An 18,859-nucleotide genomic window follows, 5' to 3' on the forward strand; every position below is an offset into this window, starting at 1 on the left:
CGGCGTCCGGTTATTCGTGGAACTGTCCGCGCGGCATAATATTCACCGTTTCGTGCAGTTCTGACCATACCAGAACGGCCTCGCCGCGCTGCAATTGCCGTTTTACGTCGGCGACCTTTTGTTCAAGCGAACGCTCATGTTCACCATAATCGGTGCCTTCGCGCAAGACAAAGCTCTCAATCAGATTGTCGAGCGTGTCGGCGTCGAGTTCTTGCCACGGAATAATCATGATGCTCCCAGATAAGCGGATAACCAGTCCGGAATGCGCGTTTCAAGCCACATCTCCGGGCGACGCAGCGTGCCGCCGACAAAGCCGACGTGCCCGCCATGTTCCGTCAGTTGATACTCAATATTAGCGGGTAATTGCGCAAGATCGGGGATGACGTGATGATCCATAAACGGATCATCCTTGGCGTGAATGATAAGCGTCGGTTTACGAATCTGCGGCAGCAGCGGCATAGCGCTACAGCGGCGATAGTAATCAAGTGCATCGTCGAAGCCGTGGATTTTCGAGGTGATCACATCATCGAAATCGCGAATGCGCCGCATTTTACGCAGCACTTCCATGGTTGTTGGCAGCGAGCCGGGATAGGCGCGCAGTTTCCGCGCGGCATTGGCCTTCAGCAGGTTGAGCAAATAACGCTGATAAACGCGCGTGAAGCCCTTATCCATATGATAACTGCACGCTTCCAGCACCAGCGGGGCCGAGACAATCACCGCCGCATCGAGGGGCAGAACGTCATCCGCTTTCGCCAGCAGGCAGCCGAGCATATTCCCGCCCAGCGAATATCCCACCGCCGCGGTCGGCGCCTCGCCAAGCTCCTGACGCAGCCAGGTGAGAAACCAGGTGCCGTCCTCTGTTTCGCCGGAGTGATAGATGCGGTTCAGGCGATTCGGGATCCCACTACAGCCGCGAAAATGCATCACTACGCCCAGCCAGCCGCGCTGTTTCGCCGCATTGATCAGGCCGTGCGCATAGGGGCTGTGCAGGCTGCCCTCCAGGCCATGAAACACCACCAGCCGCGGTTTATGCCGCGCCTGATTCGGCTCTTCGCTCCACGCGAGATCGACAAAATCCCCGTCCGGCAGTTCAAGGCGCTGCCACCAGGGTTCAAACGCGACGCGACGGCGTATAAGACGCGGCAGCATGGTCTGAAGATGTGGGTTGCTTGCGCCACGCATCGGTTGGAAGGTGGAGGCAACGCGTTGATCTGCATCGAGAAGTGCAGGTGTAATTTCTGCCATTTCATCAAAATAGGTAGGTAAATAGGCGGTTATTATACTTGCTAATAATTGGCCTGTTTAATACTTTGCTGCTGTTGTACCGTATTGACCCACTAAGGCAGCGGCAAAAAGACGTATTACAACCCACGCTGACACTGCGCCTGCCTGCAATTTCACCTTCAAGGACACTTATTATGACGGACATTACTTCGTCTGGCCTGACGGCAGCGCAGCCATTAAATGATTTGCCGCAGACGGATAATTTAACCCCCGAGCAGCAGACGCAAATCCAGGCGATTGTTAAAGAGATCGATATTTACGATCCGGCCTATTCGCTCGGTTTCGGTGCGAAAACCATGCAAACGATGTCGCAATTCTCTGATTCCCTCATGCAGCAAGTGCGGGCAAAAGATGCGGGCGTCATCGGTGCGCAACTTACCGATCTCCTGCAAAAAATTAAGCAGGTTGATATTAGCGCCTTTGAGCAAAAGCCGGGTTTTCTGGCCTCGCTACCCTTCGTGGGATCGATCTTTAACCGCATTGAGCGCACCATGCTGGAGTACAAAACGCTTTCAGCTCAGGTGGAAGATATTACGGATAAGCTGAATAACGCGATGGTCGACCTGCTGCGTAATATCTCGACGCTGCAGATCCTGTTTGAGCGCAACCGCGATGTTTTCCAGCAAATTACCCTGCACGTTATCGCCGGTAAGCAACGACTGGAGCAGATAAAACAGGAAGAGCTGCCCGCTCTGCAAGCGCAGGCCGCGTCCGATCCGATGATTGCCCAGCGCGTGCGTGACCTGCTCGACGGTATTTCGCGTTTTGAGCGTCGTCTGCATGATTTGATGCTGTCGCGCACCATTGCTATGCAGAGCGCGCCGCAAATCCGCCTGATGCAGAGCAACAGCCAGTCGCTGGCGGAAAAGATCCAGAGCAGCATTCTCTCCACCATTCCGGTGTGGAAAAACCAGATTGCCTTATCGCTCTCTTTGCAGACCCAGCGCCAGGCAGCGAAGCTGCAAAAAGAGGTTGCTGATACCACTAATGACCTGCTGCGCCGCAACGCCGAGATGCTGCAGACCGGTACAATTGAGACCGCCCGCGAAGTCGAGCGCTCAGTGGTGGATATCGAGACGCTGCGCGATGTGCAGTCACGCCTGCTTAACACCATTGAAGAGTCCGTGAAGATCGCGACCGATGCACGCCAGCGCCGTCAGGAAGTGGAAAAAGAGCTGGGCACGATGGAAACCGATCTGCGCATGCGCCTTGCTGCCATCGCCAGCGGTAATCAGGCACAGGCCTGAGTCAGGAAAAGAGAATGAGCAATAAAATTACTGACGCACTGGATAAAATCTACAGCAACCGCGTAAACCGGGTCATTATTCAGATCGTCCTCTGCTTCCTGGGATTCATTTATGGCAGCCAGAAAGCGAAAGAGGTGCTCGATCCATCTGATGTTCCTGTGCTAATGCAGATCCTGGCATGGTGCAGTTTTGTCTTGCTGGCTCGCACACTCTTTTATGATCGCATTGCGCTGGGAATAGGTGCCTTCGCAGGCTTTGTCTGGCTGATGTTTTACGATGCAGCGACGATGCCATTTGCTGCGGGCACGGCCGCGATGGTGGTGCACGCTTACCGAAGCCGCTACTCGCTGGGACGCATTCATGTCTGGTATCTGTTTGTGTGGCTATTTGCGGCAACGGCGTACGCCAACGTTAATGGTGCCTTTTCAACGGTATTGGGCTTGTTGTTCTGGTTTATCCTGATTGGCGGCATAGTGTTTCGCAAAATACACCTCAAGCGCCAGGCGCGCGAAGCACACGAACTTGAGCTGCACATTGCGCATATGGAAAAGCTTAAGCAAGCTAGCCAAAACCCCGTTGAGGAACCGTCATCGCTCGAGCAGCAAATCTATCGGCTGGTAAATAAGTACACCTTACCCGATACGCTGGTTGTTCATCTGAAAGGCATTGTCACACTGGCAGAAAAGATCCTGCAGTGCATGAAGTCTGATCCCAGAGATGTTGGGCCGGGGAGGCGTTTTCTTGAGCGCTATTTGCCGCTTCTGGAAAAGATTGCCGCCAGGGGGCAGATACTTTCCGAACAACTCAGTGACGAGGCGCAACGGCAAAAGGCGATAACAGAGCTGGCGGTAGTGCTTGAACGCGTTGAGCGCGCGTTTATGCAGCAGCATCAGGCTCTGCTGGAGAATGACTCGCTTGATTTAGACGCGGAGTTACTGACCTTAGACAATATGCTGAAAGCGGATGGCTTCGGTAAATAACACACGCAGCACCCGTTGTTCAACGGGTGCTGCTTTAGCTGTCTGCCAGCAGGTTGCGCGAAAAGAGGTGGATATCAACATCCGCTTTACGTCGCCACAAACGGGCTTTCCGCGCGCCGGTCGCCACGCTCTCCCCGGTCTCTTCAAACATGCCGGAGGCTTCAAAACGGCGGATCAGGCTTTTGCGCTGAATCGGCTGGCCGAGAATGATCTCCGTCGCTTCCTGCAGCTGGCTCTGCGTAAAGGTCTCAGGCAAACAGTAAACGGGCAGTAACGAATACATCGTTTTCTGCCGCAAGCGGCGCAGCGCGGCGTGGATTATCTCGCCGTGATCGAAGGCCAGTTCGCGCTCATTAAGTTCGGCCACCGGCACCCATTTAGCATCGCTGACGCTTACGATATGCGGCGCGCAGGCGACCCACGAAATAAGCGCATACCAGGCAACGGTCAAACTCCAGCCGCGCGGATCGCGATCCGGGCCGGAGAAGGTATCCAGCTGTTCAAGCCACGAGGGCGAGACGCCGGTTTTTTCCGTCAACTTGCGCAGCGCCGTGGCGCGGGTAGAGCTATCCTGCGCCATATCAATAAAGCCACCGGGCAATCCCCAGCGCCCTTGTTGCGGCTGGCTGGCGCGCTCGACCAACAACACGCAGAGCGTCTGCTGATGCAGGCTAAACAGCACGCTATCGACCGTCACCAGCGGCGAGGGAAAACGACTCGGATCGTAAGAATCCAGATACTCTGCTTCGCTGATCATCACTGACTCACCTCATTTCACACGCAGCAAGTTTATCAGCCTACCCTGGTGCGGCAAGCGAACTTTTATTTTATGTATTTTCAGTGTCTTATATATTCAGTATAAAAATAATCCAGACAGGGGCTTGCTTAATAGTGTCTTATGGACAATATTAAATGTGTCCAAGGGACATTAACTAATGCAGGTGAGGTGAATGATGGCGAGCAGAATCGAACTCTTTATCGATAATCAAAACGTTGAAATCGAAAACGGCGTATTTCCCGATGGTGCAGTGTGGCTGAAAGTGACGGGCGAACTGCCTGCTTTCGCCCAGCTGATGCGTATCCGTGTCGCCGCCATGCGCGATATGAATGATTTTATGCTGCTGGCACAGCTGGTAGACGCGGTACGCCACGTTACTGATGTTACGGTTAGCCATCTGCAGCTCGCCTGGCTGCCGTGGGCACGTCAGGATCGCCATATGGTGGCGGGCGACAGCTTCGCGCTGAAAGTCTTCGCCAACCAGCTCAATACCCTGAACTTCGATAAAGTCTTTATTCTCGATCCCCACAGCGATGCCGCCGCAGCCGCGATTAACAACTGCGTCGCCATTCCTCAGGAAACCTGCCTGCTGCAGAGCGAGACGCTGCGCCGCGCCATTGCGCAGGGCGAACTGATGCTGGTGGCTCCGGACGCGGGCGCGCTGAAAAAAATTCACAACGTGGCGAAAGCCACCGGCGCGAAGAATTACGCCATTCTCACTAAAGAGCGCGATGTTGCCAGCGGTAATCTGACCGGCTTTGCGCTGGTGGCCGGTGAGGTGGCGGGGAAAGATCTGCTGATTGTCGACGATCTCTGCGATGCGGGCGGCACCTTTATTGGCTCGGCGCAGGTTCTGCGTGAAGCAGGTGCGCGCAGCGTCAGCTTGTATGTTACGCACGGTATCTTCTCGAAAGGCGTTGAAAACCTGCTCAATAACGGGATTGACGCTATCTACACCACCACTTCGTTTACTTCGCCGACGCTGGCTTCACCGGGCGTTGAACTGATCGACATCGCCACGTTATTTCGCGCTTAAGGGGACCACACCATGAAACTGAATCCGATTCTCGCCATCGACGGCTATAAAGTTTCGCACCGCGTACAGTATCCGCAGGGCACAACAAAGGTTTACTCCAACTTCACGCCGCGCAGCGACCGCTTTTTCCAGTCTCCGGTTGCCGACGGTAAGCTGGTCTTCTTCGGCCTGCAGGGTTTTCTGAAGTGGTTTATGGTCGATCTCTTCAACGACGCCTTCTTTGCCCGCCCGGAAGAGGAGGTGGTGAATGAGTACAAAGAGGTGATGGACAGCTACCTCGGTAAGGATAGCGTGGCGGTCGATCATATCCGTGACCTGCACCGTTTAGGTTACTTGCCGCTGCACATCAAATCGCTGGATGAGGGGAGCAAAGTACCGATGAAGGTACCGGTGCTGACCATCACCAACACCCGTGAGGAGTTCTTCTGGCTGGTGAACTATCTGGAAACGGTGCTCTCCGCGGAGTTGTGGAAAGCCTCGACTAACGCCACTATCGCGCACCACTACCGCAAAATTTGTGAGCAGTGGGCAGCGAAAACCTGTAGCGACCTCTCGCACCTGGATTTCCAGTGCCACGACTTTTCGTTCCGCGGCATGGCGGGTCTGCACGATACCGCACAGGCGGGCGCGGGTCACCTGCTGAGCTTTAAAGGCACCGATAGCATCCCTTCGCTGCTTTATGCCCGCGATTTCTACACTGGGGGCGAGGAGTACTTTATCGGCGCAAGCATTCCGGCGACCGAGCACAGCGTGATGTGTATGGGCGAGCATGAGCACGAAATTGAGACCTTCCGCCGCCTGATTGCTGATATCTATCCGCAGGGCTTTGTCTCCATCGTCTCCGATACCTGGGATTACTGGCGCGTGATTACTGAATATACCCGCGAGCTGAAATCGCTGATTCTGGGACGTGAAGGACGCGTCGTTTTCCGCCCGGACAGCGGTGACCCGGTTGAGATCCTTTGCGGCACCGGCGCAGATGACGACACGAGTGCCGATCGCAGCCCGGAGGAGAAAGGTTCCGTTGAAGTGCTGTGGGAGATTTTCGGCGGCACCGTTAACGAGAAGGGTTACAAGGTGCTGGATCCGCATGTCGGCCTGATTTATGGCGACTCAATTACGCTGGCGCGCGCGAATCAAATTCTCTCGCGGCTGGAAGCCAAAGGTTTCGCCAGCTCCAACGTGGTCTTCGGCGTCGGCTCTTTCACCTACCAGTACAACACCCGCGACACCTTCGGCTTTGCGATGAAGGCGACCTGGGGCGCGGTGAATGGCGAAGGCCGAATGATCTTTAAAGAGCCGAAAACGGATAACGGCCTGAAACGCTCAGCGCGCGGTCTGTTACGGGTTGAGCGCGATGCGCAGGGCGAACTGCAACTGCACGATGAGCAAAGCTGGGAGCAGGAGCAGGGCGGGGAGCTAAAAACCCGTTTCCTCGATGGCAAGCTGTACGACACCGAGCACTTTGAGACCATTCGCCAGCGGCTGGCTAACCAGCGTTAAACCCTGAATGGCGGTACGGCTGTACCGCCATCAACTTTACCGCTTACGGCGAAAACCATTACTCCGCTGTAAGCATCGCCTCAAGGTGTTCCTGCGCGTCGAGCCACGCCATTTCACACTCTTCAAGACCCGCTTTCGCCGTCGCCTGCTGTTGCAGGCAGGTGGTCAGCTCCGCTTTACGGCTCTGGTCGTACAGACCGCTGTCGCTAAGCTTCTCTTCCGCGTTGGCCAATTGCGCATTGAGCTTCTCCATCTCCTTTTCCAGACGGGCAATCTCTTTACGCAGCGGCTGTGTTTGCGTGCGCAGCTCCGCTTCACGACGCTTCTGATCTTTACGCGCTTGAGCGCTGTTACCATTCTCTTTTGCCGCGTCCGTCGGCTGGCTCTCCTGCTTCTGCACATCGCTCAGCCACTGCTGGTAATCATCCAGATCGCCATCGAACGGCTCCACTTTGCCATCGTGCACCAGGTAGAGATCGTCGGTAGTCGAGCGTAAAAGGTGACGGTCGTGTGATACCACTACCAGCGCGCCTTCAAATTCAATCAGCGCGTCGGTGAGTGCCTGGCGCATATCGAGATCGAGGTGGTTGGTCGGTTCATCGAGCAGCAGCAGGTTCGGGCGCTGCCAGACGATCAACGCCAGCACCAGCCGTGCTTTTTCGCCGCCGGAGAAGCGCTCTGTTGCTTCGGTGACCTTATCGCCCTGGAAGCCGAAGCCGCCCAGGTAATCACGCAGCTTCTGCTCCAGCTCTTGCGGGGCCAGGCGGGCCAGATGCTGCAATGGCGATTCATCGGCGCGTAAAAATTCCAGCTGATGCTGGGCGAAGTAACCAAGTTTGATCCCCTTCGCCAGGCCGATTTCGCCGCTCTGCGCCGCCAGCTCGCCCGCCAGCAGTTTAATCAGCGTCGATTTACCGGCACCGTTACGCCCCAGCAGACCGATACGTGAGCCAGGCACCAGGTTGAGTTTGATGGCGTTCAGAATAGTGCGATCGCCATAACCGGCGCTCACTTTCTCCATCTTCAGGATCGGGTTGGGCAGGCTTTCCGGCGCGCGGAAGCTGAAGTGGAACGGGTTATCAACATGCGCGGGGGCAATCAGCTCCATGCGCTCCAGCATCTTGATGCGGCTTTGCGCCTGCTTCGCTTTACTCGCTTTCGCTTTGAAGCGATCGATAAAGCTTTGCAGATGGGCAACGCGCTGCTGCTGGCCTTCATAGGTGGCCTGCTGCTGCGCAAGCCGCGTAGCGCGCTGGCGCTCAAACGAGCTGTAGTTGCCGGTGTATTCAAACATTGATTGCTGCTCAATGTGCAGGATCTTATCGACTACCGGATCGAGAAAATCGCGGTCGTGCGAGATAAGGATCAGCGTGCCCGGATAGTTCTTCAGCCACTTCTCCAGCCAGATAACGGCATCGAGATCGAGGTGGTTGGTCGGTTCATCAAGCAGCAGTAAATCGGAGCGGCAAATCAGCGCCTGCGCGAGGTTTAAACGCATACGCCAGCCGCCGGAGAAGGCGCTGACCGGGCGGTCGAGCTGCTCGTTAGAGAAGCCTAAACCGTGCAACAGGCTGGCGGCGCGGGAGCGCACTGTCCAGGCGTCGATAGCGTCGAGCTTGCCGTGTACCGTGGCGATAGCATTGCCGTCATTGCGCTCGTTGGCAGCATTAAGCGCCGCTTCCAACTGGCGATATTCACGATCGCCGTCTATCACATAATCTATCGCCGCTTCGTCCAGCGCCGGTGTTTCCTGGTTGACCCACGCCAACTGCCAGGTGCCAGGGAAAGTGGCACTGCCGCCATCAGCGCTTATCTCGTTTTTCAACAGCGCGAGCAGGGTCGATTTGCCGCAGCCGTTTTTACCCACCAGGCCCACTTTCTGGCCCGGATTGATGGTGGCTGTGGCGTTGTCCAACAGGACACGCACGCCGCGACGAATTTGTAACGAGGAGAAAACAATCATAAGACGCCGTATGTTCAGACTATGTTAATTTGTCTTTATGGTAATGTAAGGCCACGGCGAAATGCCGCACCGGGGCCGCAATGTTAGCCCAAAATGAAGACGATAGACAAAAGCATTCTGGCCACGCCGCAGGGCGCTGGTTTGCAGAGAAGAGAGAATTTATACCCGGGAGGGGAGTGATGTCGCAGGCAGCAAAAGTGTTGCTGATCTATGCCCATCCGGAATCACAGGACTCGGTGGCGAACCGGGTTTTGCTTAAGCCGGCCACGCAACTGGAGAATGTAACGGTGCACGATCTTTACGCCCGTTACCCCGATTTTTTTATTGATATTCCCTATGAACAGGCGTTATTGCGCGAGCATGACGTTATCGTTTTTCAACATCCCCTTTATACCTACAGTTGTCCGGCACTGCTGAAAGAGTGGCTCGATCGTGTGTTGAGCCGCGGCTTTGCCAGCGGAGCAGGCGGGAATGAACTGGCGGGAAAGTACTGGCGTAGCGTGATCACCACCGGTGAGCCGGAGGCGGCTTATCGCCATGATGGTCTCAACCGCTACTCCCTCAACGATGTTTTACGCCCCTTTGAGTTGACCGCCGCGATGTGTCGCATGCACTGGCTCAGCCCAATTATCATCTACTGGGCACGTCGGCAGACGCCGCAGGAGCTGGCGCACCACGCCAAAGCCTACGGTGACTGGCTGGCTTCGCCGCTGCCGCCGGGAGGCCGTTAATGGAAGGTTCCGCACTCTTACTGGCCGGCGTGCTATTTCTCTTCGCGGCCGTGGTCGCTGTGCCGCTGGCCGCACGTTTAGGGATTGGCGCCGTGCTCGGCTACCTATTGGCAGGTATCGCCATTGGCCCATGGGGACTCGGATTTATCAGTGATGTTGATGAGATCCTCCACTTCTCAGAGCTGGGCGTGGTGTTCCTGATGTTCATCATTGGGCTCGAACTTAACCCCTCGAAATTGTGGGAGCTGCGTCGCTCTATTTTTGGTGTCGGTGCAGCGCAGGTACTGTTAAGTGCGGCGATCCTCGCAGGCCTGCTGATGCTGACGCAATTCTCCTGGCAGGCGGCGTTAATTGGCGGTATTGGTCTTGCGATGTCCTCTACCGCGATGGCGTTGCAACTGATGCGCGATAAAGGGATGAACCGCAGCGAGTCCGGTCAGCTTGGTTTCTCGGTGTTGCTGTTCCAGGATCTGGCCGTGATCCCGGCGCTGGCGCTGGTACCGCTGCTGGCGGGCAACGGCGACGATCATCTTGACTGGATGAAGGTGGGCATGAAGGTGCTGGCCTTTGCCGGGATGCTGATTGGCGGGCGTTACCTGCTGCGCCCGGTGTTTCGTTTTATCGCTGCTTCCGGCGTGCGCGAGGTCTTTACCGCCGCGACGCTGCTGCTGGTGCTTGGGTCGGCGCTGTTTATGGATGCCCTCGGCCTGTCGATGGCGCTGGGCACCTTTATCGCCGGCATTCTGCTGGCGGAGAGCGAATACCGCCACGAGCTTGAGATTGCCATTGAGCCGTTTAAAGGACTGCTGCTGGGGCTGTTCTTTATTTCGGTCGGCATGGCGCTGAACCTCGGCGTGCTCTATACCCATCTATTGTGGGTCGTGATGAGCGTTGCGGTGCTGGTGGCCGTAAAATCGCTGGTGCTGTACGGGCTGGCGCGCATTTACGGTCTGCGTAGCTCAGAGCGGATGCAGTTTGCCGGGGTGTTGAGCCAGGGCGGTGAGTTCGCTTTTGTGCTCTTCTCCACCGCCTCATCGCAGCGGCTGTTTAAAGACGATCAGATGGCGCTGCTGCTGGTGACCGTCACGCTGTCGATGATGACCACGCCGCTGCTGATGCGCGCCATTGATAAGCTGCTCTCCCGGCGCTTCAACAAGCCGGAGGATGAAGATGAAGCGCCGTGGGTTGATGATGATAAGCCGCAGGTGATTGTCGTCGGCTTCGGTCGCTTCGGGCAGGTGATTGGCCGTTTGCTAATGGCGAACGAAATGCGCATCACCGTGCTGGAGCGCGATATCAGCGCCGTGAACCTGATGCGTAAATATGGCTACAAAGTCTATTACGGTGATGCGACGCAGCTTGAGCTGCTGCGTTCGGCAGGTGCTGAGGCCGCACAATCGATCGTCATTACCTGTAACGATCCGGTCGATACCATGAAGCTGGTGGAGCTTTGCCAGCAGCACTTTCCCCACCTGGCGATTCTGGCGCGGGCGCGGGGACGTGTCGAAGCGCATGAACTGTTGCAGGCGGGCGTGACGCAGTTCTCGCGCGAAACCTTCTCCAGTGCGCTGGAGTTGGGGCGTAAGGCGCTGATTTCTCTGGGTATGCATCCGCATCAGGCGCAGCGAGCGCAATTGCACTTCAGACGGCTCGATATGCGCATGCTGCGTGAGCTGATGCCGGTGCATACCGATACGGTACAAATTTCCCGCGTACGTGAAGCGCGCCGCGAGCTGGAAGAAATTTTCCAGCGTGAGATGCAGCAAGAGCGGCGTCAACTCGACGGCTGGGATGAGTTTGAATAAGGGGAGTCGAATGGCTGTTCGTAAACGTTTTATCGCTGGCGCGACCTGTCCGTCGTGCCAGGCGAAAGACTCAATGGCGATGTGGCGCGAAAATAACGTCGATATTGTTGAGTGTGTTAAGTGCGGGCATCAGATGCGCGAAGCGGATAAAGAAGCGCGCGATCATGTTCGCAAAGATGAGCAAGTTATCGGGATTTTTCATCCGGACTAGCGATATCAGGCAGGATTTTTTAAGCTTAAGGGTACACGGGTGCAGAATTCCGTTACAATCTGCGCCAGTAATTTTCCCACGCTCAGGAGATATCATGAAAGTAGCAAAAGACCTGGTGGTCAGCCTGGCCTATCAGGTACGTACAGAAGACGGTGTATTGGTTGATGAGTCTCCGGTGAGTGCACCGCTGGACTACCTGCACGGTCACGGCTCCCTGATCTCCGGTCTGGAAAACGCGCTGGACGGTCATGAAGTCGGCGACAAATTCGATGTGGCTGTTGGCGCGAACGACGCTTACGGTCAGTACGACGAGAACCTGGTGCAGCGCGTTCCGAAAGACGTCTTCATGGGCGTTGACGAACTGCAGGTTGGCATGCGCTTCCTGGCTGAAACTGACCAGGGCCCGGTGCCGGTTGAGATCACCGAAGTGGAAGATGACCACGTAGTGGTTGATGGTAACCACATGCTGGCGGGTCAGAACCTGAAGTTCAACGTCGAAGTTGTCGCGATTCGTGAAGCAACTGAAGAAGAGTTGGCGCACGGCCACGTTCATGGCCCGCATGGTCACGATCATGACCACGACCACGGTCACGACGGCTGCTGCGGCGGTCACGGCCACGACCACGACCATGGTCACGATCACGGTGGTAAAGGTGGTTGCGGTAACGGCGGTTGCGGCTGCCATTAATCATACCCGTCGTCTTTCGCGCCGCAGGTGCGTTGGCTAAGGTATCGAGAAGCCCGGTAAGCGTCAGCCGACCGGGCACAAAAAGCGGGGAGACCCGCTTTTTTTACGTCTTAATAATGGGGCGGGGGTGTCTCTTCCGACGGGGAGGCCAGATGTGAAGGCTGGCTGGCTTTCACTTTCTCCACCAGCAAACGCAGATGTTCGCGCAGCTTCGCCATTTCCAGCTCATGAGCCACCACCGTCTGGTTTAGCTCTTCAATGGTCATCTCCTGAAAAGCCAGTCGACTCTCCAGTTCAGCCAGTCGCGCTTCTATCGATAACTCTTGCATCTTTTCACCTCCGGGTAATATCCGGGTCGATTGGGGTAATCGGGCGGATTTTACTTAACTTTGCGCGAAGGTACAGCCTTCATGCAGAAACTTATTTAAACAAAAATAGTCACAGATCGGGTGAATTCGGGCAGAGTCCTTATGTTGATTTCCGCCGCAACACTTTATAGTACGCTTCTTACTTTATGTTTAACCCTGGGGCGAGATGCCCCGGTCCCTGGAGAAATGGATGAAATCACTGTTTAAAGTCACGCTGCTGGCGACCACCATGGCTGTAGCCCTTCATGCACCGCTCACCTTAGCTGCTGATGCCGCAACCAAAGACAAAACTGCTGCAACTGACAGCAAATCGGCATTCAAAAACGACGACCAGAAATCAGCTTACGCGCTGGGCGCCTCATTGGGCCGTTACATGGAAAACTCCCTGAAAGAGCAGGAAAAGCTGGGCATCAAACTGGATAAAGACCAGCTGATTGCCGGCGTTCAGGACGCTTTTGCTGATAAGAGCAAGCTGAGTGACCAGGAGATCGAGCAGACTCTGCAGGCGTTTGAAACTCGCGTGAAAACTGCCGCTCAAGATCGCATGGAAAAAGACGCGACTGAAAACGAAACCAAAGGCAAAGCCTTCCGTGACGCCTTCGCAAAAGAGAAGGGCGTGAAAACCTCCAGCACCGGCCTGCTCTACAAAGTAGACAAAGCGGGTACCGGCGATGCGCCGAAAGATAGCGACACTGTGGTTGTAAACTACAAAGGTACGCTGATTGACGGTAAAGAGTTCGACAACTCTTACACCCGTGGCGAACCGCTCTCCTTCCGTCTTGATGGCGTAATCCCGGGCTGGACCGAAGGCCTGAAAAACATCAAGAAAGGCGGCAAAATCAAGCTGGTGATCCCGCCGGCGCTGGCTTACGGTAAAACCGGCGTACCGGGTATTCCGGCAAACTCCACGCTGGTGTTCGATGTTGAGCTGCTGGATATCAAACCGGCACCGAAAGCAGACGCTGCAGCGCCGGAAGCGGCTCCAGCCGCAGGCGATAAAGCGGATGATGCAAAAGACGCACCCGCTGCGAAGAAGTAAAAGTGTGAAACGCGCCGCCTCAGAGCGGCGTTTTTTTTGCATCGCGGATATAATTCTGGAAAGCATAACCTACGATGTATTAATTTATATCCCCCTGCAAATACTGAGCCTGCCCTGAAAACTTAACGACAGGCTCCTGAAAAGGAGTGTTTTTTTTCATGTCCAGGTCGCTATTAACCAACGAAACCAGTGAGCTTGACCTCCTGGATCAACGTCCTTTCGATCAGACCGACTTCGATATCCTCAAATCCTACGAAGCGGTAGTGGACGGGTTAGCGATGCTCATTGGTTCGCACTGCGAAATCGTGTTGCACTCCTTACAGGATCTCAAATGCTCGGCCATCCGCATCGCTAACGGCGAGCACACCGGGCGTAAAATCGGCTCGCCGATTACCGATCTCGCGCTGCGTATGCTGCACGATATGACCGGTGCCGACAGCAGCGTGTCGAAGTGCTACTTCACCCGCGCGAAAAGCGGCGTACTGATGAAGTCGGTGACGATTGCTATCCGCAACCGCGATCACCGGGTGATTGGTCTGCTCTGCATCAACATGAATCTGGATGTGCCCTTCTCGCAGATCATGAGCACCTTTGTTCCGCCGGAAACGCCGGATGTTGGCTCCTCGGTTAACTTCGCCTCGTCTGTTGAAGACCTGGTGATGCAAACTCTCGAGTTCACCATTGAAGAGGTGAACGCCGACCGCAACGTCTCTAACAACGCCAAAAATCGCCAGATCGTCCTGAACCTCTACGAGAAGGGCATCTTTGATATCAAAGACGCCATTAACCAGGTGGCCGACCGCCTGAATATCTCCAAGCACACGGTCTACCTCTACATTCGCCAGTTCAAAAGCGGCGATTTCTCAGGGCAAGGGCATTAATGCGTTTTGCGTTGATGGTGACCGGCCCGGCCTATGGCACGCAGCAGGCAAGCAGCGCGTATCAGTTCGCGCTTGCCCTACTGGAAGCGGGACATACGCTCGTGAGCGTTTTTTTCTACCGGGAAGGGGTGAGTAACGCGAACGCGTTGACTGCGCCCGCCAGCGACGAGTTTGATCTTGTGCGCGCCTGGCAGCGTTTGCATGCTGAGCAGCAGGTTGAGTTGCACATCTGCGTGGCCGCGGCGCTGCGCCGTGGCGTGGTTGATGAGAGCGAGGCCGCACGGCTGGAATTAACGGGCGCTAATCTGCAGGCGGGGTTTTCACTTACCGGTCTGGGCGCGCTGGCGGAAGCGGCGCTGACCTGTGACAGAGTGGTGCAGTTCTGATGAAGCGAATCGCCTTTGTTTTCTCCTCTGCACCGCACGGCTCCTCCTCCGGGCGTGAAGGGCTGGACGCGGTACTGGCCACCTCCGCGTTAACAGAAGAGATTGGCCTCTTTTTTATCGGCGATGGCGTGCTGCAACTGTTGGCAAACCAGCAGCCTGGCAAGATCCTGGCGCGCGACTATATCGCGACTTTTAAAGTATTGCCGCTGTACGATGTTGAAGAGGTCTGGCTCTGCGCCGCTTCTCTGCGTGAAAGGGGCCTGGACGAACATGCGGCGTTTGTCTTACCTGCTCAGCGTCTGGAGCCGGACGCGCTGCGTGAGCAGCTTGAGCAGTACACCGTCGTGCTCAATTTTTGAGGCCTTTATGCTGCTGACTCTATCCCGCTCACCCTGGCACTGCGATATGACGGCGCTGCTGCGCGTCCTGCGCCCCGGTGACGATCTGTTACTGCTCTCTGACGGTGTGCTGGCCGCCCTTAACGGTTCGCCTTTCGTTGAATTACTACTTAATGCCCCCATAACTCTGCATGTGCTGAAAGACGATGTTGACGCGCGTGGTCTCTCTGCTCAAATTTCGAGCAGCGCCGTCAGCGTTAGCTATACTGATTTCGTTAGCCTGGCGGTGAAAAACGCCGTTCAGCTGAATTGGTAATGCAGGGATCGCTGTATATTTCTTGACACCTTTTAAGCACAGCCATAAAATTCTGCGTCCTCATATTATATGAGGCCGTTTTATTACGTGTTTACGAAGCAAAAGCTAAAACCAGGAGCTATTTAATGGCAACAGTTAACCAGCTGGTACGCAAACCACGCGCCCGCAAAGTTGCGAAAAGCAACGTGCCGGCGCTGGAAGCATGCCCGCAAAAACGTGGCGTATGTACTCGTGTATATACCACCACCCCTAAAAAACCGAACTCCGCACTGCGTAAAGTTTGCCGTGTTCGTTTAACCAACGGTTTCGAAGTGACTTCCTACATTGGTGGTGAAGGTCACAACCTGCAGGAGCACTCCGTGATCCTGATCCGTGGCGGTCGTGTTAAAGACCTTCCGGGTGTTCGTTACCATACCGTTCGTGGCGCGCTTGACTGCTCTGGTGTTAAAGACCGTAAGCAATCTCGCTCCAAGTACGGCGTGAAACGTCCTAAGGCTTAATGGTTCTCCGTTAAGTAAGGCCAAACTGTTTTAACTTAATGTCACACTAAACTCTTAGAGTTTTGGACAATCCTGAATTAACAACGGAGTATTTCCATGCCACGTCGTCGTGTTATTGGTCAGCGTAAAATTCTGCCGGATCCTAAGTTCGGATCAGAACTGCTGGCTAAATTTGTAAATATCCTGATGGTAGACGGTAAAAAATCTACTGCAGAAGCAATCGTATACAGCGCGCTGGAGACCCTGGCTCAGCGCTCTGGTAAAAATGAACTGGAAGCTTTCGAAGTAGCTCTCGAAAACGTGCGCCCGACTGTCGAAGTTAAGTCTCGCCGCGTTGGTGGTTCTACTTATCAGGTTCCGGTTGAAGTTCGTCCGGTTCGTCGTAATGCTCTGGCAATGCGTTGGATCGTTGAAGCTGCTCGTAAACGCGGTGATAAATCCATGGCTCTGCGCCTGGCGAACGAACTTTCCGATGCTGCAGACAACAAAGGTACTGCAGTTAAGAAACGTGAAGACGTTCACCGTATGGCCGAAGCCAACAAGGCGTTCGCACACTACCGTTGGTAATCCCTTCGGAGTTCTAGTCAACTGGCGGGCGCTTCAAGTAAGTCGCCCGCCGTTTGGCAACTTAATTCTGAACGCCTAAAAGACACAAACGAGGAATCAAATGGCTCGTACAACACCCATCGCACGCTACCGCAACATTGGTATCAGTGCGCACATCGACGCCGGTAAAACCACCACTACCGAACGTATTCTGTTCTACACCGGTGTAAACCACAAAATCGGTGAAGTTCACGACGGCGCCGCAACCATGGACTGGATGGAGCAGGAGCAGGAGCGTGGTATCACCATCACCTCTGCAGCGACTACTGCATTCTGGTCTGGTATGGCGAAGCAGTATGAACCGCATCGCGTAAACATCATCGACACCCCGGGGCACGTTGACTTCACCATCGAAGTAGAACGTTCCATGCGTGTACTGGATGGTGCGGTAATGGTTTACTGTGCCGTTGGTGGTGTTCAGCCACAGTCTGAAACCGTATGGCGTCAGGCTAACAAATATAAAGTTCCGCGCATCGCGTTCGTTAACAAAATGGACCGTATGGGCGCTAACTTCCTGAAAGTTGTTGATCAGATCAAAACCCGTCTGGGCGCGAACCCGGTTCCGCTGCAGCTGGCAATTGGCGCTGAAGAAGGTTTCACCGGTGTTGTTGACCTGGTGAAAATGAAAGCGATCAACTGGAACGATGCTGACCAGGGCGTTACCTTCGTTTACGAAGATATCCCGGCTGAGATGCAGGACCTGGCTGACGAATGGCACCAGAACCTGATCGAATCTGCGGCGGAAGCTTCAGAAGAGCTGATGGAGAAATACCTGGGTGGTGAAGACCTGACTGAAGAAGAGATCAAAACTGCTCTTCGTCAGCGTGTTCTGAACAACGAAATCATCCTGGTAACCTGTGGTTCTGCGTTTAAGAACAAAGGCGTTCAGGCGATGCTGGATGCGGTAATTGATTACCTGCCGTCCCCGACTGACGTTCCTGCGATCAACGGTATGCTGGACGATGGTAAAGATACCCCGGCTGAGCGTCACGCAAGCGACGAAGAGCCGTTCTCTGCACTGGCGTTCAAAATCGCAACTGACCCGTTCGTTGGTAACCTGACCTTCTTCCGCGTTTACTCCGGTGTGGTTAACTCTGGTGATACCGTACTGAACTCCGTGAAATCTGCACGTGAGCGTTTCGGTCGTATCGTTCAGATGCACGCTAACAAACGTGAAGAGATCAAAGAAGTTCGCGCGGGCGATATCGCTGCAGCGATCGGTCTGAAAGACGTGATCACCGGTGACACCCTGTGTGATCCGGACAACCCGATCATTCTGGAGCGTATGGAATTCCCGGAGCCGGTAATCTCCATCGCTGTAGAACCGAAAACCAAAGCTGACCAGGAAAAAATGGGTCTGGCTCTGGGCCGTCTGGCTAAAGAAGACCCGTCTTTCCGCGTATGGACTGACGAAGAATCTAACCAGACCATCATCGCTGGTATGGGCGAACTGCACCTCGACATCATCGTTGACCGTATGAAGCGTGAGTTCAACGTTGAAGCTAACGTGGGTAAACCTCAGGTTGCTTACCGCGAAGCGATTCGCGCGAAAGTTACCGATATCGAAGGTAAACACGCTAAGCAGTCTGGTGGTCGCGGTCAGTACGGTCATGTTGTTATCGACATGTACCCGCTGGAGCCGGGCTCTAACCCGAAAGGTTACGAGTTCATCAACGACATCAAAGGTGGTGTAATTCCTGGCGAATACATCCCTGCCGTTGATAAAGGCATCCAGGAGCAGCTGAAGTCTGGTCCGCTGGCTGGTTACCCGGTAGTTGACTTGGGCGTGCGTCTGCACTTCGGTTCTTACCACGACGTTGACTCCTCTGAACTGGCGTTTAAACTGGCTGCGTCTATTGCCTTTAAAGATGGCTTTAAGAAAGCGAAACCAGTTCTGCTTGAGCCGATCATGAAGGTTGAAGTAGAGACTCCGGAAGAGAACACCGGTGACGTTATCGGTGACTTGAGCCGTCGTCGCGGCATGCTGCGCGGTCAGGAATCTGAAGTTACTGGCGTTAAGATCCACGCTGAAGTTCCGCTGTCTGAAATGTTCGGATATGCAACTCAGCTGCGTTCTCTGACCAAAGGTCGTGCATCATATACCATGGAATTCCTGAAGTATGATGATGCGCCGAACAACGTTGCTCAGGCCGTAATTGAAGCCCGTGGTAAATAAGCCGCAGGGTTAAAACCAAAGTC

General features: G+C 54.9%; 21 protein-coding genes. 16 read left to right on the forward strand and 5 right to left on the reverse strand.

Annotated elements, in window-relative coordinates; all coding sequences use genetic code 11:
• Window positions 1-10 precede the first annotated feature (10 nt).
• On the reverse strand, window positions 11-229 hold the full coding sequence (locus BWI95_RS09670) for a YheU family protein (protein WP_023481955.1): 219 nt from the start codon (window positions 227-229) through the stop codon (window positions 11-13).
• Window positions 226-1,245, reverse strand: coding sequence for a hydrolase (locus BWI95_RS09675; RefSeq protein WP_076769403.1), 1,020 nt, complete (start codon window positions 1,243-1,245; stop codon window positions 226-228). Before BWI95_RS09675 ends, BWI95_RS09670 begins: the two co-directional genes overlap by 4 nt.
• 173 nt (window positions 1,246-1,418) lie before the next feature.
• On the opposite strand from BWI95_RS09675, the gene BWI95_RS09680 reads away from it, so the two are divergent.
• Complete coding sequence (locus tag BWI95_RS09680; RefSeq protein WP_054804340.1) at window positions 1,419-2,531, forward strand: toxic anion resistance protein; 1,113 nt, start codon at window positions 1,419-1,421, stop codon at window positions 2,529-2,531.
• Window positions 2,532-2,545: 14 nt separating this feature from the next.
• On the forward strand, window positions 2,546-3,511 hold the full coding sequence (locus tag BWI95_RS09685; RefSeq protein WP_054804339.1) for a 5-bromo-4-chloroindolyl phosphate hydrolysis family protein: 966 nt from the start codon (window positions 2,546-2,548) through the stop codon (window positions 3,509-3,511).
• Between the two features lie 34 nt (window positions 3,512-3,545).
• Here the strand turns inward: BWI95_RS09685 and BWI95_RS09690 are convergent, their stop codons facing one another.
• Window positions 3,546-4,268, reverse strand: coding sequence for an NUDIX hydrolase (locus BWI95_RS09690; protein ID WP_076769404.1), 723 nt, complete (start codon window positions 4,266-4,268; stop codon window positions 3,546-3,548).
• A gap of 196 nt (window positions 4,269-4,464) precedes the next feature.
• Between BWI95_RS09690 and prs the strand changes: the two genes are divergently transcribed.
• Both prs and BWI95_RS09700 read left to right on the forward strand, forming a co-directional pair.
• Complete coding sequence (prs, locus tag BWI95_RS09695; RefSeq protein ID WP_076770299.1) at window positions 4,465-5,325, forward strand: ribose-phosphate diphosphokinase; 861 nt, start codon at window positions 4,465-4,467, stop codon at window positions 5,323-5,325.
• A 12-nt stretch (window positions 5,326-5,337) separates the two neighbouring features.
• A complete protein-coding gene (locus BWI95_RS09700) occupies window positions 5,338-6,828 on the forward strand; it encodes a nicotinate phosphoribosyltransferase (protein ID WP_054804338.1) in 1,491 nt (496 codons plus the stop codon).
• 58 nt (window positions 6,829-6,886) lie between these two features.
• Here the strand turns inward: BWI95_RS09700 and BWI95_RS09705 are convergent, their stop codons facing one another.
• Window positions 6,887-8,791, reverse strand: a complete 1,905-nt coding sequence (locus tag BWI95_RS09705) for an ABC transporter ATP-binding protein (protein WP_076769405.1) — start codon at window positions 8,789-8,791, stop codon at window positions 6,887-6,889.
• 179 nt (window positions 8,792-8,970) lie between these two features.
• On the opposite strand from BWI95_RS09705, the gene kefG reads away from it, so the two are divergent.
• From kefG to slyD, 4 genes are all read left to right on the forward strand, one after another.
• A complete protein-coding gene (gene kefG / locus BWI95_RS09710) occupies window positions 8,971-9,522 on the forward strand; it encodes a glutathione-regulated potassium-efflux system ancillary protein KefG (RefSeq protein WP_023482071.1) in 552 nt (183 codons plus the stop codon).
• Complete coding sequence (gene kefB, locus BWI95_RS09715) at window positions 9,522-11,327, forward strand: glutathione-regulated potassium-efflux system protein KefB (RefSeq protein WP_054804337.1); 1,806 nt, start codon at window positions 9,522-9,524, stop codon at window positions 11,325-11,327. Before kefG ends, kefB begins: the two co-directional genes overlap by 1 nt.
• 10 nt (window positions 11,328-11,337) lie before the next feature.
• Window positions 11,338-11,538, forward strand: a complete 201-nt coding sequence (locus tag BWI95_RS09720; protein WP_023482007.1) for a YheV family putative zinc ribbon protein — start codon at window positions 11,338-11,340, stop codon at window positions 11,536-11,538.
• A gap of 94 nt (window positions 11,539-11,632) precedes the next feature.
• Window positions 11,633-12,226 carry a peptidylprolyl isomerase gene (gene slyD / locus BWI95_RS09725; RefSeq protein ID WP_023482004.1) on the forward strand — a complete coding sequence of 198 codons (594 nt, stop codon included), beginning with the start codon at window positions 11,633-11,635 and terminating at the stop codon, window positions 12,224-12,226.
• 110 nt (window positions 12,227-12,336) lie between these two features.
• On the opposite strand, the gene BWI95_RS09730 is transcribed toward slyD, so the two are convergent.
• Window positions 12,337-12,555: a protein SlyX gene (locus tag BWI95_RS09730; RefSeq protein WP_023482131.1), complete on the reverse strand. Its 219-nt coding sequence runs from the start codon at window positions 12,553-12,555 to the stop codon at window positions 12,337-12,339.
• 229 nt (window positions 12,556-12,784) lie between these two features.
• Here BWI95_RS09730 and fkpA point away from each other — a divergent pair, with 229 nt between their 5' ends.
• The 8 genes from fkpA (at window position 12,785) to fusA (ending at window position 18,836) form a co-directional block, all read left to right on the forward strand.
• Window positions 12,785-13,633 (forward strand): FKBP-type peptidyl-prolyl cis-trans isomerase, encoded by an 849-nt coding sequence (fkpA, locus tag BWI95_RS09735; protein WP_076769406.1) that lies wholly within the window; start codon window positions 12,785-12,787, stop codon window positions 13,631-13,633.
• 158 nt (window positions 13,634-13,791) lie between these two features.
• Entirely contained in the window at window positions 13,792-14,514 is a 723-nt protein-coding gene (locus tag BWI95_RS09740; RefSeq protein ID WP_023482043.1) for a helix-turn-helix transcriptional regulator, read from the forward strand.
• The gene (gene tusD, locus BWI95_RS09745; protein ID WP_076769407.1) at window positions 14,514-14,900 is read left to right on the forward strand and encodes a sulfurtransferase complex subunit TusD; all 387 of its coding nucleotides are present in this window, start codon (window positions 14,514-14,516) and stop codon (window positions 14,898-14,900) included. The genes BWI95_RS09740 and tusD overlap by 1 nt, the downstream gene beginning before the upstream one ends.
• Complete coding sequence (gene tusC / locus BWI95_RS09750) at window positions 14,900-15,259, forward strand: sulfurtransferase complex subunit TusC (RefSeq protein WP_076769408.1); 360 nt, start codon at window positions 14,900-14,902, stop codon at window positions 15,257-15,259. Before tusD ends, tusC begins: the two co-directional genes overlap by 1 nt.
• A gap of 7 nt (window positions 15,260-15,266) precedes the next feature.
• Window positions 15,267-15,554, forward strand: a complete 288-nt coding sequence (gene tusB, locus BWI95_RS09755; RefSeq protein ID WP_042717852.1) for a sulfurtransferase complex subunit TusB — start codon at window positions 15,267-15,269, stop codon at window positions 15,552-15,554.
• A 125-nt stretch (window positions 15,555-15,679) separates the two neighbouring features.
• On the forward strand, window positions 15,680-16,054 hold the full coding sequence (gene rpsL, locus BWI95_RS09760; RefSeq protein WP_003023654.1) for a 30S ribosomal protein S12: 375 nt from the start codon (window positions 15,680-15,682) through the stop codon (window positions 16,052-16,054).
• A gap of 96 nt (window positions 16,055-16,150) precedes the next feature.
• Complete coding sequence (rpsG, locus tag BWI95_RS09765) at window positions 16,151-16,621, forward strand: 30S ribosomal protein S7 (protein WP_007369802.1); 471 nt, start codon at window positions 16,151-16,153, stop codon at window positions 16,619-16,621.
• A gap of 100 nt (window positions 16,622-16,721) precedes the next feature.
• Window positions 16,722-18,836, forward strand: a complete 2,115-nt coding sequence (gene fusA / locus BWI95_RS09770; protein WP_023481958.1) for an elongation factor G — start codon at window positions 16,722-16,724, stop codon at window positions 18,834-18,836.
• The last annotated feature ends 23 nt before the right edge of the window (window positions 18,837-18,859 follow it).

Source organism: Kosakonia cowanii JCM 10956 = DSM 18146 (assembly GCF_001975225.1).
GTDB classification, from domain to species: domain Bacteria; phylum Pseudomonadota; class Gammaproteobacteria; order Enterobacterales; family Enterobacteriaceae; genus Kosakonia; species Kosakonia cowanii.

Bases quoted from the DNA above. Each gene is read 5' to 3' on its own strand.
- BWI95_RS09675 (WP_076769403.1), bottom strand. From the start codon at position 1,245: ATGGCAGAAATTACACCTGCACTTCTCGATGCAGATCAACGCGTTGCC.
- BWI95_RS09730 (WP_023482131.1), bottom strand. From the start codon at position 12,555: ATGCAAGAGTTATCGATAGAAGCGCGACTGGCTGAACTGGAGAGTCGA.
- prs (WP_076770299.1), top strand. From the start codon at position 4,465: ATGGCGAGCAGAATCGAACTCTTTATCGATAATCAAAACGTTGAAATC.
- kefG (WP_023482071.1), top strand. From the start codon at position 8,971: ATGTCGCAGGCAGCAAAAGTGTTGCTGATCTATGCCCATCCGGAATCA.
- tusC (WP_076769408.1), top strand. From the start codon at position 14,900: ATGAAGCGAATCGCCTTTGTTTTCTCCTCTGCACCGCACGGCTCCTCC.
- BWI95_RS09690 (WP_076769404.1), bottom strand. From the start codon at position 4,268: ATGATCAGCGAAGCAGAGTATCTGGATTCTTACGATCCGAGTCGTTTT.
- kefB (WP_054804337.1), top strand. From the start codon at position 9,522: ATGGAAGGTTCCGCACTCTTACTGGCCGGCGTGCTATTTCTCTTCGCG.
- BWI95_RS09705 (WP_076769405.1), bottom strand. From the start codon at position 8,791: ATGATTGTTTTCTCCTCGTTACAAATTCGTCGCGGCGTGCGTGTCCTG.
- BWI95_RS09740 (WP_023482043.1), top strand. From the start codon at position 13,792: ATGTCCAGGTCGCTATTAACCAACGAAACCAGTGAGCTTGACCTCCTG.
- rpsL (WP_003023654.1), top strand. From the start codon at position 15,680: ATGGCAACAGTTAACCAGCTGGTACGCAAACCACGCGCCCGCAAAGTT.
- tusD (WP_076769407.1), top strand. From the start codon at position 14,514: ATGCGTTTTGCGTTGATGGTGACCGGCCCGGCCTATGGCACGCAGCAG.
- fusA (WP_023481958.1), top strand. From the start codon at position 16,722: ATGGCTCGTACAACACCCATCGCACGCTACCGCAACATTGGTATCAGT.
- BWI95_RS09680 (WP_054804340.1), top strand. From the start codon at position 1,419: ATGACGGACATTACTTCGTCTGGCCTGACGGCAGCGCAGCCATTAAAT.
- tusB (WP_042717852.1), top strand. From the start codon at position 15,267: ATGCTGCTGACTCTATCCCGCTCACCCTGGCACTGCGATATGACGGCG.
- rpsG (WP_007369802.1), top strand. From the start codon at position 16,151: ATGCCACGTCGTCGTGTTATTGGTCAGCGTAAAATTCTGCCGGATCCT.
- BWI95_RS09670 (WP_023481955.1), bottom strand. From the start codon at position 229: ATGATTATTCCGTGGCAAGAACTCGACGCCGACACGCTCGACAATCTG.
- fkpA (WP_076769406.1), top strand. From the start codon at position 12,785: ATGAAATCACTGTTTAAAGTCACGCTGCTGGCGACCACCATGGCTGTA.
- BWI95_RS09720 (WP_023482007.1), top strand. From the start codon at position 11,338: ATGGCTGTTCGTAAACGTTTTATCGCTGGCGCGACCTGTCCGTCGTGC.
- slyD (WP_023482004.1), top strand. From the start codon at position 11,633: ATGAAAGTAGCAAAAGACCTGGTGGTCAGCCTGGCCTATCAGGTACGT.
- BWI95_RS09700 (WP_054804338.1), top strand. From the start codon at position 5,338: ATGAAACTGAATCCGATTCTCGCCATCGACGGCTATAAAGTTTCGCAC.
- BWI95_RS09685 (WP_054804339.1), top strand. From the start codon at position 2,546: ATGAGCAATAAAATTACTGACGCACTGGATAAAATCTACAGCAACCGC.